14 protein-coding genes are annotated in these 12,772 nt (G+C 63.1%); 8 read left to right on the top strand and 6 right to left on the bottom strand.

Annotated features, from left to right (window positions below; genetic code table 11):
• Positions 1 to 777: an IclR family transcriptional regulator gene (locus tag QF036_RS06390; RefSeq protein WP_307100220.1), complete on the top strand. Its 777-nt coding sequence runs from the start codon at positions 1 to 3 to the stop codon at positions 775 to 777.
• Here QF036_RS06390 and QF036_RS06385 read toward each other — a convergent pair.
• Together QF036_RS06385 and QF036_RS06380 are read right to left on the bottom strand one after the other, a co-directional pair.
• Complete coding sequence (locus tag QF036_RS06385) at positions 774 to 1,574, bottom strand: IclR family transcriptional regulator (protein WP_307100217.1); 801 nt, start codon at positions 1,572 to 1,574, stop codon at positions 774 to 776. The genes QF036_RS06390 and QF036_RS06385 overlap by 4 nt on opposite strands.
• Before the next feature lie 196 nt (positions 1,575 to 1,770).
• Positions 1,771 to 3,210 (bottom strand): amino acid permease, encoded by a 1,440-nt coding sequence (locus QF036_RS06380; protein WP_307100216.1) that lies wholly within the window; start codon positions 3,208 to 3,210, stop codon positions 1,771 to 1,773.
• A 296-nt stretch (positions 3,211 to 3,506) separates the two neighbouring features.
• On the opposite strand from QF036_RS06380, the gene QF036_RS06375 reads away from it, so the two are divergent.
• On the top strand, positions 3,507 to 4,559 hold the full coding sequence (locus QF036_RS06375) for a homoserine dehydrogenase (protein ID WP_307100213.1): 1,053 nt from the start codon (positions 3,507 to 3,509) through the stop codon (positions 4,557 to 4,559).
• Entirely contained in the window at positions 4,552 to 5,964 is a 1,413-nt protein-coding gene (locus QF036_RS06370; RefSeq protein WP_307100211.1) for an aldehyde dehydrogenase family protein, read from the top strand. Before QF036_RS06375 ends, QF036_RS06370 begins: the two co-directional genes overlap by 8 nt.
• A gap of 5 nt (positions 5,965 to 5,969) precedes the next feature.
• On the opposite strand, the gene QF036_RS06365 is transcribed toward QF036_RS06370, so the two are convergent.
• Positions 5,970 to 6,437: an Lrp/AsnC family transcriptional regulator gene (locus QF036_RS06365; RefSeq protein WP_307100209.1), complete on the bottom strand. Its 468-nt coding sequence runs from the start codon at positions 6,435 to 6,437 to the stop codon at positions 5,970 to 5,972.
• A 73-nt stretch (positions 6,438 to 6,510) separates the two neighbouring features.
• On the opposite strand from QF036_RS06365, the gene QF036_RS06360 reads away from it, so the two are divergent.
• The 3 genes from QF036_RS06360 to QF036_RS06350 all read left to right on the top strand — a co-directional run bounded on the left by QF036_RS06360 (position 6,511) and on the right by QF036_RS06350 (position 8,526).
• Complete coding sequence (locus QF036_RS06360; RefSeq protein ID WP_307100207.1) at positions 6,511 to 7,242, top strand: HAD hydrolase-like protein; 732 nt, start codon at positions 6,511 to 6,513, stop codon at positions 7,240 to 7,242.
• A gap of 111 nt (positions 7,243 to 7,353) precedes the next feature.
• On the top strand, positions 7,354 to 7,506 hold the full coding sequence (locus tag QF036_RS06355) for a hypothetical protein (protein WP_307100205.1): 153 nt from the start codon (positions 7,354 to 7,356) through the stop codon (positions 7,504 to 7,506).
• 57 nt (positions 7,507 to 7,563) lie between these two features.
• Positions 7,564 to 8,526 (top strand): SAM-dependent methyltransferase, encoded by a 963-nt coding sequence (locus QF036_RS06350; RefSeq protein WP_307100202.1) that lies wholly within the window; start codon positions 7,564 to 7,566, stop codon positions 8,524 to 8,526.
• 42 nt (positions 8,527 to 8,568) lie between these two features.
• Here QF036_RS06350 and QF036_RS06345 read toward each other — a convergent pair whose 3' ends face one another.
• The gene (locus tag QF036_RS06345) at positions 8,569 to 9,114 is read right to left on the bottom strand and encodes a flavodoxin domain-containing protein (protein ID WP_307100200.1); all 546 of its coding nucleotides are present in this window, start codon (positions 9,112 to 9,114) and stop codon (positions 8,569 to 8,571) included.
• Positions 9,115 to 9,302: 188 nt separating this feature from the next.
• On the opposite strand from QF036_RS06345, the gene QF036_RS06340 reads away from it, so the two are divergent.
• Together QF036_RS06340 and QF036_RS06335 are read left to right on the top strand one after the other, a co-directional pair.
• On the top strand, positions 9,303 to 10,382 hold the full coding sequence (locus tag QF036_RS06340) for a glycerophosphodiester phosphodiesterase family protein (protein ID WP_307100198.1): 1,080 nt from the start codon (positions 9,303 to 9,305) through the stop codon (positions 10,380 to 10,382).
• 121 nt (positions 10,383 to 10,503) lie between these two features.
• Positions 10,504 to 10,926: a DUF3592 domain-containing protein gene (locus QF036_RS06335; protein ID WP_307105806.1), complete on the top strand. Its 423-nt coding sequence runs from the start codon at positions 10,504 to 10,506 to the stop codon at positions 10,924 to 10,926.
• 180 nt (positions 10,927 to 11,106) lie between these two features.
• Here QF036_RS06335 and QF036_RS06330 read toward each other — a convergent pair whose 3' ends face one another.
• Positions 11,107 to 11,478 carry a PH domain-containing protein gene (locus QF036_RS06330; protein ID WP_307100196.1) on the bottom strand — a complete coding sequence of 124 codons (372 nt, stop codon included), beginning with the start codon at positions 11,476 to 11,478 and terminating at the stop codon, positions 11,107 to 11,109.
• 47 nt (positions 11,479 to 11,525) lie between these two features.
• Positions 11,526 to 12,119, bottom strand: a complete 594-nt coding sequence (locus QF036_RS06325; protein ID WP_307100195.1) for a TM2 domain-containing protein — start codon at positions 12,117 to 12,119, stop codon at positions 11,526 to 11,528.
• Between the last annotated feature and the right edge of the window lie 653 nt (positions 12,120 to 12,772).

Here is a 12,772-nt window from a genome sequence, read left to right as displayed (position 1 = left end):
ATGTCTAAGACATCCAGCATGGGCCGGGGAATTATGGCTGTCCTAGCGGTGGGCTCCCGCAACGCAGAAGGCCTGCCTGGCGGAACGGTCGCTGACATAGCAACCGACCTGGGCAAGGACCGCAGCCAGGTAGCGCGCAGCTTGCGGACGGCCCAGCAGGAGGGGTTTCTGGTCCGCAAAGACCACCGGACCTACACCGTCGACTGGTCGCTTCTGACGGACGCGCAGCTGTTGTCCGAACAACGGTTGCAGACCGACGGCGCCACCGCGCTGGCAGGCTTGGCCCGTGAAACTGATGAAGGATGCTTCCTTGGAATTCTGAGCGGAGACAGCACCGTCACCATCGGTGAGCATGTTCCGGCAAGTAGCAACATGATCGGTTCATGGCTGGGCCGGCCCTATCCGGCCTACTGCAGCGATGCCGGCCAGGCTCTGCTGTGGGAAGCGTCGGACGACGAGGTCCGGACCCTTTTCTCCGGCGTCGCTTTCGTGCGTCATGGCCCCAATACACCCCTTGACGCGGAGGACTTCCTGTCACGACTACGCGCGGCCCGGGCGCGGGGATATTCCATCGTCGACGAGGAAGCCGAACCCGGGCTGTATTCCGTGGCCGTTCCGATTCGGGACTTCAAGGGCGACGTGGTGGCAGCGCTGCAGGTCGTTGGCGCCAAGACTCGCCTGCAGCCGAGGTTGGAGGCCTGCGCTACGGCCCTAGTGTCCTGGGGAAGGTGGCTTGAGTCAACGCTGGGTCAGGTCCTGCCGCAGAACGTGCCTTAGCTGGCAAGCCCCTTCCGGCCAGCGTTGTTCCGCGTGCCGCCCTGGCAGGACCCCAGCCGCTGGGCTGCTTCCCACAGGGCCCTGGCTACGTCATCTGCGTCGGACGTGATCTCGGCGCGACTGCCCAGGACGCTTAGCGCCGCGAGAACGGAACCGTCGGCGGTGCGGACCGGAACCGCCAGTTCGTAGACCCCATGCTCGAACTCTTCCTCCGCGACAATGAAGCCCCGCGCCCGGTCCCGGTCCATCAATTCGACGACTTCCTGCGGCGAATGGGCCGCCCCCGGGCCGCCTACTCCAATGAAGTTGACGTCCGCAAGGAGGGCCTCAACGGCTGGCTGCTCCTCGTCCCACAGCAGGGCCCGGCCGGACCCGGTGCACCACACGGGTGTCACCATGCCGGGTTTCACGAAGCTGCCGGGAACCGCGTCATTGCTGGAGGTCCGCAGGAGAATGACGCGGAAGCCCTCCCGGACGGAAAGTCTGGATCTAAGGCCGAACGTGGCCACCAAAGCCTCAAGTTCGGTTTTTGATTCTCGGACCCAACCGGTATTCAAAGCGGCAGCCAGGCTGAAAAAACGTGGCCCGGTCCGGAATGGCCCGCGTTCGACGCGTTCCAGCAGTCCCAGCTCACACAATTCCTGGGTCAACCGGGAGACACGGCTTTGGTCCATCTCCAGCTCGGATGCGATTTGGGAAACGCCGAGTAGCCGCCTTCCCCACTTCTCCCGGTCTGCGACCAGCCGAACTATCCGAAGGCCTTGGGCCATGGATGACGCTTCCGAGGAAGAATCCATGCTCAATGCTCCCTTCCGCCTCGTAACTACGCCTATTCTCACACGTCCTCACAGCCGGCCGGGACGCGCTTTCCCTGCTCCCGCGCCCTGTAGGGGTCAGCGAGTGTTGCTGACATGGGACTTAAACGCCGAGCTTGGTGGCGGGGGACGAAAGTCTCCCGCCACCAAGCTACGTGGACGATGGTTGGTGACGGCGTCAGGACGGCTGGTTTGCGCGCGCCTTGCGTCCGTACTTGAAGTAAAAGAACGCGTAGCAGGCGCCAACGAAAGTGAATCCGAAATAGAGCGCTGCTACCTGGTTCGGGTCATAGGCGATGCCGATGAGCGAGATGAGGCAGAGCGAGAAGGCCAGGATCGGCACCAGCGGGAACAGCGGGGCCTTGTAGGGAAGCGCAGCGACATCACCGCCGTTTTTGACGAAGGATCTCCTGTGGAAGAAATGCGAGGCGGTGATTGACATCCAGACCCCGACGACGGCGAAACCTGCCACCGATACGAGAGCCAGATATACCGTTTCAGGTGCAACGACGCTGCTGATGAGGGATGCCAGGCCACCGAGCATGCTGACGGAGAGTGCAGTCATGGGGATGCCGCGTCGGGTCAGCTTCTTCAGCGCCCGGGGCGCGTGCCCCTCGTCGGCAAGGGAGTAGAGCATCCGTGCGCAGGAGAAGAGGCCGCTGTTACCGGCTGAAAGGAGTGCGGTGATGATGACGAAGTTCATGATGTCGGCGGCATAAGGAACGCCGATGGATGAGAAGACCGTCACGAACGGGCTTTCATCCAGCCCGACCTGCTCGAAGGGGATGGTGGCGGCGATGACAGCGATTGCCCCGACGAAGAAGATCAGGAGACGGATGACGGTGCTGCGCATCGCTTTGGGGATGCTGGTGGCCGGGTCAGCGGTTTCGCCCGCCGCCACACCGATGAGCTCTGAGCCGGAGAAGGCGTAGAACACAGCAAGCGCAGTGACCAGGACACCTGTGAAGCCGTTGGGGAAGAGGCCGCCGGGAGTGTTGAAGTTTTCAAACATGGCGGGATGGTTGGCCGCCTCGCTGAGCGGGTGCAAGCCGAACAGCGCCGCGCCGCCGAAAACGATGAGGACCACGATGGCGCCGACCTTGACGATGGCAAACCAGAACTCGGATTCGCCGAAGAATTTCGAAGAAACCGCATTGAGGCCGAAGAGGACGGAGGCGAAGATGACGCACCAGACCCAGACGTCAACGCCCGGGAACCAGCGCTGCATCAGGAGACCGGACGCAGTGAACTCCGATCCGATGGCCACCGCCCAGCAGAGCCAGTAGAGCCAGGCCGTGGTGAACCCGGTGGCCGGCCCGATCGACCTCGCCGCGTAGATGTGGAAGGCCCCTGAGACGGGATAAGCGATGGCGAGTTCACCGAGGCAGGCCATCACGAGGTACACAACAAAGGCGCCAATGAGATACGCGATGACTGCCCCGAGCGGCCCGGCCTGGGAAATGGTGTACCCCGAGCTCAGGAAAAGCCCGGAGCCGATCACCCCACCCATGGCGATCATGACCAGATGCCGTGCCCCCATGGACCGCCGGAGCCCCGAATCGGTCGACGGCGGAATGGTGGGCTGTGGTTCTAGCTGGACAGGTGATGACGGTTCCATGGTGTCTCCCAGGTGAGTGGCGGGTCTGATGCGGAGGATGCGCATGTGGCCCGGGGTGGGTCAAGCCGACTCGAGCTGCGCAGTAGCGACAGTGATGAAAGTAACACGAAAAGGCGATTTTGGTCATTAAGAACATCTCTACATGTCTATGTTGAACGTAAGTTACGTCCGACGTACATGCCGAATCGGCAGGCGGATGGTCAGTTCGCCCTGCTTTTTGGTCACAATCACATGCGCTGACGGACATGGAATGCGGTCAGCATTGGAGGACCGATGTACCTGACTGAAGGAGCACCATGACCACCTACGACATTGCGCTGATCGGCTTCGGCGGCGTCAACAGGACGCTGGCCGAACTGATCAATACCCGTGGTGAGAGACTCCGTTCCGAACTGGGCTTCGGCCTTCGGGTCGTCGCCATCACCGACCTGCGTCTCGGATCCCTGGTCCAGCCTGAAGGCGTGGACCTCTCCGTTGCCCTGAAACTGGGCGGCGACAATGAAACCTTTGCAGCGTACGGCGGATCCGCCGACACCAACAACGAAGCCGTGATCCGCAACTGCCCAGCTGACATTATCTGCGAGGCCACCTTCACCAATCCCGACGACGGCGAGCCGGCAGTTTCACATGTGCGCTGGGCACTCGAATCCGGCAAGAGCGTCTGCACCACAAACAAGGGCCCGGTTGCCCTCCGCGGCGCCGAGCTGAGCTCCCTTGCCGAACAGAACGGCGTGCACTTCGAGTTCGAGGGCGCCGTCATGAGCGGCACTCCCGTCATCCGCCTGGCCAAGAAGATGTTCGCGGGGCTGAAACTGAACGGCTTCGAAGGAATCCTCAACGGCACCAGTAACTATGTGCTCGGGCGGATGGAAGACGGTATGGACTTCGACGCTGCCCTTAAGGATGCGCAGGAACTCGGCTACGCCGAAGCAAACCCCGCAGCCGACATCGAGGGCTACGACGTTCAGCTCAAGGTCCTCATCCTCGCCAACGAACTGCTGGACGCCGGCATAGAGCTCAAGGACGTTCATCGGCAGGGGATTTCGAGAGTGACGCCGGAAGATCTTCGGAAGGCAGCCCGCGCGGGGCGCCGCTGGAAGCTCGTCGGCGCGGCACGACGAAATCCGGACGGGTCCGTGACTGCAGGCGTATCCCCTGTAGCGCTCCCCCTTGATCATGGGCTGGCCGGGGTTTCCGGCGCGACCAATGCACTGTCCTTCGAGACCGATCTTCTGGGCGCTGTAACCATCTCCGGACCGGGAGCCGGGCGCGTGGAGACCGCCTATGCGCTGCTCTCTGACATCATCGCCATGCACGCAGCCAGGACGGAGGTATCCGCAAATGCCTGAATCCACAGTGTGTTCGACAGAAACCGCGCTGCCACAGTTCCGTGACGTGACGAGCCCCTACGACGGCAGGGTGGTCGGCGCGGTTTCGCTGACCGGAGCCACCGCCGGCAAGGCCGTGATCGAAACGGCCCGCGTCGGCGCCCGAAAGGCACGGGCCCTGTCCCGCGCCGCACGCGGGAAGATCCTGGACGGTGCCGCAACGGAGATCGAGCAGCGCAGCGAGGAGTTCGCACTAACAATAGTGTCCGAGGCCGGGAAAACGATCCGCCAGGCACGGAAGGAAGTGCTTCGCGCGGTCAACACGCTCCGTCTGTCCGCTGCCGAAGCGCGCCGGAACGCAGGCGAAGTCATCCCCTTCGACTCCTATGAAGGCTCAGAGGACCGCACCGGGTGGTATTCGCGCGAACCACTGGGCATCATTGCCGCGATCACCCCGTTCAACGACCCCCTCAACCTGGTGGCGCACAAGATCGGCCCGGCAATCGCCGGAGGAAACGCCGTGATTCTCAAACCCTCTGCGCTGACGCCGCTGTCAGCCCAGCTGCTCGCGGACGCCCTCGTGAGCTCAGGGCTCCCGCCGGAGGCACTCACACTTGTCCACGGCGGCCGGGAAGTGGCCGAAACAATCATCGGGTCCCGGGACGTACGGATGGTGTCCTTCACCGGGGGGTTTTCCACGGGTGAAAGCATTGCCCGCACGGCGGGCTTGAAGAAGCTGTCCATGGATCTCGGCGGAAACGCACCCGTGATCGTCCTGGACGATGCGGACATCGAAAATGCAGTGGAATCGTGCGTTTCCGGAGCATTTTGGGCCGCCGGCCAGAACTGCGTGGGGGTGCAACGGATTCTCATAGCCGCCCCGGTGTACGGCGCGTTCCGCCAGCGCTTCCTGGAGGCGACGGCCAGGTTGGTTGCCGGAGATCCTTTCGACGAACGGACGGACGTCGGGCCCATGATCAGCCCAGCTGCGCTGCATGAGCTCCAAACCAAGCTGGACGAGGCCCTCGGCGCCGGCGCTGTCCTTCTTTCAGGCAATGTCACGGACGGCAATGTGCTTCACCCGACCGTCCTGGAAGCGGTCCCGACGGACAGCCGGCTGTGGAAGCAGGAAGTTTTCGGGCCCGTGGTCATGTTCCGCCAGTTCAGCACATTCGACGAGGCCATCGAAGTCGCCAACGCCATCGAGTTCAGTCTTCATGCGGGCATCTTCACCGACTCCCTGGCCAGGGCCATGGACGCGGCCCAACAGCTCGAAGCAGGCGGCGTCATGATCAACGACTCCTCTGATTACCGCTTCGACGGCATGCCGTTCGGCGGGGCCAAGTACGGAAGCATGGGCAGGGAGGGCGTCCATTTCGCGTATGAGGAGATGACCCAGCCAAAGGTCGTCTGCATCAGGAACTGATCGCTTCACTCGGTGGCGCGGGCACCTCCGGGGGCCCGCCTGATGTAACTGGACAGCGTCATGGCCGTCACCGTGTCCGCGACGCCGGGAATGGCCGCAATCTGCTCCCAGATCTCCTGAACCCTCTCCAGCGACCGGGCCTCGACCCTCACCAGCAGATCAAAGTCACCGCTCACGACATCACACAAAACCACTTCCGGAATCGACCGCAGTACGGTGATGACGTCCGACCCCCGCACCCGGTCCTTCCTGTAAACCATCAGGAAGGCGGACACCGACCCCTGCCCCGGCGGGCCGGCAACGATGGTGTACCCCTGGATATACCCTTGCCGTTCCATCCGTTCGATCCGTTGGCGCACGGCATTCCTCGACAGCAGGACCTTGGTCGCCAGCTCCGCGTGGCTCATCCGAGCGTTCTTCGTTAGCTCCGCAAGAATCCTCTGGTCTATCTGGTCAAGACTCACTCGATCCATGCCTACCCTTCACACCAAAATTTCCCCGGCACAGCCAGAACCGAACCAATTCCACGACCGAAAGCACTCAAAAATGACACTTCTGCAGCAAGATCGCCCAGCTCTCACCGGCATTAGCTGCGTCCTGTTCGATATGGACGGAACGCTGCTGGATTCAGCACCCGGCGTTACGGCAAGTGCTGCCCGAGCCCTGGCAGCCGTAGGCGCTCCGGTCCCCGCGATGGAAAAGCTGCGCCAATTCGTCGGCCCGCCGATGATCGAGTCCTTCAGAACAGTCTCACAGTTGGACGACATAACCGCCCAAAGGGCCCTCCAACACTACCGCAAGGCATACGCCGACCACGGCGCTGAACAATCCAGCCCATACGACGGGATCATTGAACTGCTTGACCACCTGCACTCGGCCGGCATGCCGATGGCTGTCGCCACATCCAAGGTGGAGGACCAAGCGGTAAGACTCGCACGAAGGTTTGGAATCGAAGGCCACTTCATCAACATCTGCGGGGCGTCTGACCGCGACGGAAGAGCGAGCAAGGCAGAAGTCGTCGCCGAATTGCTGCTCCGCCTTCAATCCGAAGGTGTAGACATCTCCAGTCCCGTAATGATCGGAGACCGGAGCTACGACATCGCCGGAGCCGCCCAACATGGAATCCCGACAATATTCGCGCTCTGGGGCTACGGGGACGCCGGGGAAGCGTCGCAGGCGGCAGCCGTTGTCACGTCCCCCGCAGACCTGCTGCCACTGATCGTGACCAACCGCCGCCCGTCGGACAGTTCTACGAAGAGGTCCTGCGCTGCCGTGTGAGCACATGGATACACAAACGAAACGTTGGGTCGACGCCGTGAAACATGCCGTGGCTACGCTAATTCCTACCTGAGAGAGGGTCATCCGCAGGTCAATTGAAAGGAATTAGCCATGCTTTGGAATACCTTGAACCTGTTTTTCAATTCTTCGCCCAATGATGGGAACTCAACATTCGGAGAGGCCGGGTCGAATACCGATTTTCCCCAGGGCCAGCTCACGTCCGTGGCGTGGGAAGGCTGGTGGGACAGCGCCGCGCAGCTCTGACACGCGCCACCCGGAGTAGGCTCACCGAAAGGGAACCAGCGAACGGGAGGGTAAGGCGTGACAGAGCAAGGACGCAGTACCGAACTTGAGGACCAGGGGCTACCGCTGGCGGCCCTGGCCGTGGCGGCGGGCCGTGCCGTCGAGACGTCGCGGGCAGACGCGCTCGTGGCGGATCGGTTCGCTGCAGCTTTGGTGGTGGCCGCCCGCTCTCATCTGGACCTGCCGACGGTGTGGCCAGCTGAACCGGCGGAGGCTCCTCCCCTGCAGCAGCCTCTCCTGCTTGCTTCCATTTACATCGGCATGCGGACCAGGTTCATCGACGACTTCCTGCAGTCCGACCCTGCCGCCACGCAGACAGTGGTTCTCGGCGCGGGGCTCGATACCCGGGCCTTCCGGCTGGCGTGGCCGGACGGCGCCAGGGTCATTGAGGTCGACAGCGCCAACGTCCTGGAGTTCAAGGCCCATGTGCTGAGCCGGCTGTCCGCGGAGCCTCAGTGCGAACTGATCACCCTCGCTGCGGATCTTTCCGTGCCGTGGCGGGAAGGGCTCCTCGCTGCCGGTTTTGACCCGGCGCAGCCCACCACCTGGGTCCTCGAAGGCCTGCTGCCGTACCTCGATGCTGCGGCCCAGCATGCAGTGCTGGACGAAGTTGCGGTGTTGTCAGCGCCAGGCTCGCGGGCGGTAATTGAGCGGGCAGTTGCCCTGCCCAAAACTGACGACATCGAGGCCAAGCTGCGCGAGTTCAGCGAGCAGACGGGCCTGCCCATGAGCGAACTGCTGGCGCGGGCCGATCCGCCGGACCCGGTGGAGCTGCTCGAAGCAGCGGGCTGGCGCTGCACAGGACACACCGTTGAGGAGCTGTGTTCGATGTATGGCCGTGTCCTGTCGCTGGCCGCTCCCGACGCGGCAAGACCCGGCGTTCCAGGACCAGACCTGGCCCGATCAGGCGGGCCGGCACCCGTGCAGCAGCCGACCCCCGACCAGTCCCGGGGCGGCTTCGTCACCGCCTTGCTGCCGTAGGCTGCGCGCACGCCGGGCGAAACGGTGCCGGGCCTGGAGAAACTATGCCGGGTCAGTGCCAGAAGGTGCGGATGAAGCAGGTTTCGCGAGTTCCGCTGTCACCTGATCCGTCCACGCGTGGACAGCCGCCCAGTCGCGCAAATCTCCGAAGCGGCCGCCGGCGAGCCGGAACAGCCCCCGAAGCGGCGCCGATAACTGGCTGGCCTGGTAAACGCCGGAAAAAACAGTGTGGCCGCGAAGCTGAACTTCCTGGAACTGCGTTTCCTCCAGACGTTGCTGTTGCAGTGCCGCGCCGCGCTGGCGGAACAGCTTTGGCAGGCCGTCGGACATCCCCACGCTGAAGGCCCAGACGGGCCGTTTGGCGAGCTCGGGCGCATGCTGTGTGAGGAACTGCAAGGCCGGGGGCAGCCACGCCTGATTGTGGATTGCGCTACCGATCACCACAGCCTCGTAGCCGGCGACAGACTCGACTTCCTCCACGGACCGGCACTCGACCTCGCCCAGGGCCACCGCCATTCGTGAGGCCACGTGTTGGGCTATCTCCCGGGTGGAACCCAGGGCACTCGCATAGGCAACAAGGACAGTCATGGTTGAGCCTCCTGTCTTTCCTTCCTCCATTCTGATGGAAGATGTGCCTGCTGGATCCTGCCACGCGTCCCGGCACTGCCGTTAACCTCACCGCCACCTGTCCGCATGCCGTTCGCCACTTGACCTCCCTAGGGTGAACGGGTCGGCGGCTCAGCGCCGGCCACAGCCATCCGGGAGGAACCAAAACCATGCGCAAAGTCCTGACCGCAGCAGCCGCCGTCGCGCTTTTCACCACAGCGATTGCCTCAACGGCGGGTCCCGCTCTCGCCGTCCCGGCGGCGGATGCCGGCTCGCCGTCGTCGAACGCGGCAGGAACTGCCGAGTCCGCTATCAAGACGAACGAGCGCAATGGCTCCTTCGACCTGCAGGCTCACCGCGGCGGCCGCGGCGAGTGGACCGAGGAATCGCTGGCCGCGTTCGCGAGCTCGCTGAAGCTGGGCGTGAGCACGCTCGAGCTGGACACGCACCTGACCGAGGACGGCAAGGTCGTCGTCTGGCACGACGACACGATTCAGGCCAACAAGTGCGCGGATACCGCTCCCGCCACCCCGGGTGACGCCGAGTTCCCGTATGTCGGCGACCGTGTGGCGGACCTGTCGCTGCCGCAGATCAAGACCTTGGACTGCGGTTTCAAGCAGCTGGCCGGCTACCCGGAGCAGGACGTCATCGAGGGCAACCGCATCGCCGAGCTCAAGGATGTGTTCCAGCTGGTCCGCGGCCTCGATGCGAAGAAGGTCCGTTTCAACGTGGAGACCAAGGTGGAGGACGGCCAGGCCGGCGGCGAGGGTTCCGTGGCGCTGACCAAGGCCGTAGTCACGGAGATCTACATGTCGGGCATGTCCGGGCGCACCACAGTGCAGTCGTTCGACTGGTCCACGCTGAACTACACGAAGAAGATTGCCCCGCAGCTGCCGGTCGTGGCCCTGTCCAGCGGCGACGCGTGGCTGCAGGTGGGCAAGCCCGGCGCGGCGCCCGAGCTCGGCGGCATCGACATCGACGACTACGACGGCTCCCTCGCCAAGGCGGCCAAGGCACAGGGCTACGACGTCGTCTCCCCCGCTTTCGCCTCCGTTACCCCGAAGATGATTGGCGAAGCACACGAGTTCGGCCTGCCCGTCATCCCGTGGACCGTCAACACCACCACCGACATGGCGCGCCTGATGGACCTCGGCGTGGACGGCATCATCACCGACTACCCCACCCGCCTGCGCACCCTCATGGACGAGCGCGGACTGAAGCTGCCGAAGGCTTACCCGGTGGCTGGCTAGAACTTCCGTCGGTTGCTCCGTAACTGCCGTTTTGCGGCCGCAAAAGGGCAGTTACGGAGCTGCCGACGGCGGAGTCAGCTGGCATACTGCTTGGTGAACCTTGGGGGATCATTTGAAAATCGTGCTGTACGCCATCTGGGTGCTGTTCGTTGCCGGTGCCGCCTACTCAGTCATTCACGTAGTCAGGAAGGACAGGCGGCACCAGCAGCTGACAGCCGATTGGCCCCGGGTGCAGGCTACCGTGACCGGCAGCCGGGCCGGCTGGAGCGGGGGCACGGGCAACATGACGCACAGCCGCCGCTTCTGGCCCAAGTACCAGTTCTCCGACCCGCATGGCAGGACGTTCACAGGGGAATCCGAATATTCATTTGGCAAGCAGGCGGTACCGGGTTCGCCTTTAGAGGTTGCCTACAACCCGGCCAACCCCAACGAGTCTTTCCACATCTCTTCCCAGACGAGAGCCACGCTGGGCTGCCTGATACCGTTCTTCGCCGTCTTTGCCGCGCTCCTCTTCCGGTTCATCGGCATCTTTCCGCTGGCCTGATCCATCTTCCGAAACCTGTAATAGCAGAGAGCTGTTGGAGCAACATCATGATTGTCCATGTCTACCCGGCATCCTGAGCCAGCCGACATAGCGGACGGAATGTTCGCCCCGGCGGGCCGGACCACGGGCGCTCCATTAGAAGGCGGCCGGTGGAAACCGGCCGCCTTCTAGAGGGACTGCCTACCTTGACTGCAACATGTTCCAGAGAATGAGGTCGTGCGCGTGCTTCGCTTTGTCATCGCCGCGGAAGTCGGCCTCTTTGACACTGCCGCCGGTGTCGATGCCGATGCTTGATGAAGAAGCAAAGCGTCCAAGCATCGATTTGTTAGACAGCATCGATACGGAGCGGATGTTCTTGTACGGGATAGAGACGATGGCCAGCTTGTTGCCCACGAAGCTCTTGTCCTGCAGGATGATTCGCATGTTGGTAATGCCGACGAAGCCGGTGCCGACTCCGATGCAGTCGTAGACGGCGTAGACGGTTTCGCCCTGAAGCAGCCCGGCGTTGATCTGCTCCAGCTGATCCTGCCGGTCATGGATGATTTGGGACAATGTGTTCCCCCTGATACTCGAATGGTGGTCGGTCGTCGGCGCGCCGGTCAGTCCCGGAGCGGCATACCCTTTGCGTCCTGCCGAAAGTAGTTAGCGCCAGCGAGGATCATGATCCCCTCAACGAAGCCCCACAGACCGACGAGCCCGAACGTGAAGACGCCTAGGAACACCGTGAGGAGAAGCTGGACGATGCCAATGGTGGTGTATCCCAGATAAAAACGGTGGATACCCAGTCCGCCTAGGAAGATACCCAGAAGCCCCGCGGCGAGCTTGGATTTCGGCTGAGGGTAGGCATAGACAGGATTCGGCATCGGAGGTTGCTGTGACATTTGCGGTTGCTGGCTCTGCAACTGCTGCGGGGCCACCGGCACCTGGTACTGCGGCGGCGCGGGCGGGTAGTTCTGATACTGAGCAGTCGCCGGAGGCTGCTGCTGGTACTGGCCGGGGGTCGGAAGGCTCTGCTGCTGCCCCGGCATCGGGGGCTGAGCCGGATTGAGTGGAACCGGTGGCGTCACCGGCGCCGGGATGCCGGCAGACGGATTCCAAGCCTGCTGGCTTGCCCCCGGGGTTGGGGTTTGCTCTGTCTCCGGAGCGTTGGCCTGAGAGGGCGCCCACGGCTGTTCACTATTGGATTGGGTCATGGCGATAGTGCCTTTCGATAATGTGATGATGCAGCCCAAGGCTTCAGGGCAGCAGCTCAACGTCGAAAGACGGCATCCCCCAAAAAATCCATGTGCCGTGATCATTCTGACGTACCAAAGAGGAAACTCCACGCATTCTTTGAGTATTCGGGCATTTGCGACGTCGACGCCAACGGCGGCGATCCAAGCGGGTACGTCTCCCAATGCCAATTGTGCAGACGGCCGAGTGCCAGCGCCGGCCCAGCCGCTCATTTTTGTTGAAGTTTAATCTCAATTTGACAACTCGGACACCGGGAAGACAGTGTTGCTGCTCAGCAACTGGACGGTCACCTCGATCGATAACCCTGGCATTACGCAGGCGACCAGCAAGGCTGTTGTAGTTCACGTGACCAAGTAACTGACGGGATCGCGCCACTAGCAATGTCTGGGCCTGCGGACCCAGGCAGCACGGCGGGCTGCCCCTTCGGGGGCGGCCCGCTGTTGGGCCGGGCTCGGGACCGCTTGGATCAACCGCCCGGGCGCGCCCTACCCTCCGTACTTCACCACACCGGACTACACGGTCACGTCGCTAGGGGATCTCGCCGACGCGCTGACCAACGCCGCGGGTTAAACACACTATCGTCGTACTGGCCGACCTTGAGGGCGCATCCCAG

The sequence above is a fragment of the Arthrobacter globiformis genome, from assembly GCF_030817195.1.
Classification (GTDB): Bacteria; Actinomycetota; Actinomycetes; order Actinomycetales; family Micrococcaceae; genus Arthrobacter; species Arthrobacter globiformis_D.
Note: the sequence above shows the minus strand (reverse complement) of the source record. Positions and strands in the feature narration are given on the sequence as shown.

Excerpts from the sequence above, each read along its gene's own strand:
- QF036_RS06345 (WP_307100200.1), bottom strand. The coding sequence starts at position 9,114 with ATGACTGTCCTTGTTGCCTATGCGAGTGCCCTGGGTTCCACCCGGGAG.
- QF036_RS06360 (WP_307100207.1), top strand. The coding sequence starts at position 6,511 with ATGACACTTCTGCAGCAAGATCGCCCAGCTCTCACCGGCATTAGCTGC.
- QF036_RS06390 (WP_307100220.1), top strand. The coding sequence starts at position 1 with ATGTCTAAGACATCCAGCATGGGCCGGGGAATTATGGCTGTCCTAGCG.
- QF036_RS06380 (WP_307100216.1), bottom strand. The coding sequence starts at position 3,210 with ATGGAACCGTCATCACCTGTCCAGCTAGAACCACAGCCCACCATTCCG.
- QF036_RS06385 (WP_307100217.1), bottom strand. The coding sequence starts at position 1,574 with ATGGATTCTTCCTCGGAAGCGTCATCCATGGCCCAAGGCCTTCGGATA.
- QF036_RS06340 (WP_307100198.1), top strand. The coding sequence starts at position 9,303 with ATGCGCAAAGTCCTGACCGCAGCAGCCGCCGTCGCGCTTTTCACCACA.
- QF036_RS06370 (WP_307100211.1), top strand. The coding sequence starts at position 4,552 with ATGCCTGAATCCACAGTGTGTTCGACAGAAACCGCGCTGCCACAGTTC.
- QF036_RS06355 (WP_307100205.1), top strand. The coding sequence starts at position 7,354 with ATGCTTTGGAATACCTTGAACCTGTTTTTCAATTCTTCGCCCAATGAT.
- QF036_RS06375 (WP_307100213.1), top strand. The coding sequence starts at position 3,507 with ATGACCACCTACGACATTGCGCTGATCGGCTTCGGCGGCGTCAACAGG.
- QF036_RS06365 (WP_307100209.1), bottom strand. The coding sequence starts at position 6,437 with ATGGATCGAGTGAGTCTTGACCAGATAGACCAGAGGATTCTTGCGGAG.
- QF036_RS06325 (WP_307100195.1), bottom strand. The coding sequence starts at position 12,119 with ATGACCCAATCCAATAGTGAACAGCCGTGGGCGCCCTCTCAGGCCAAC.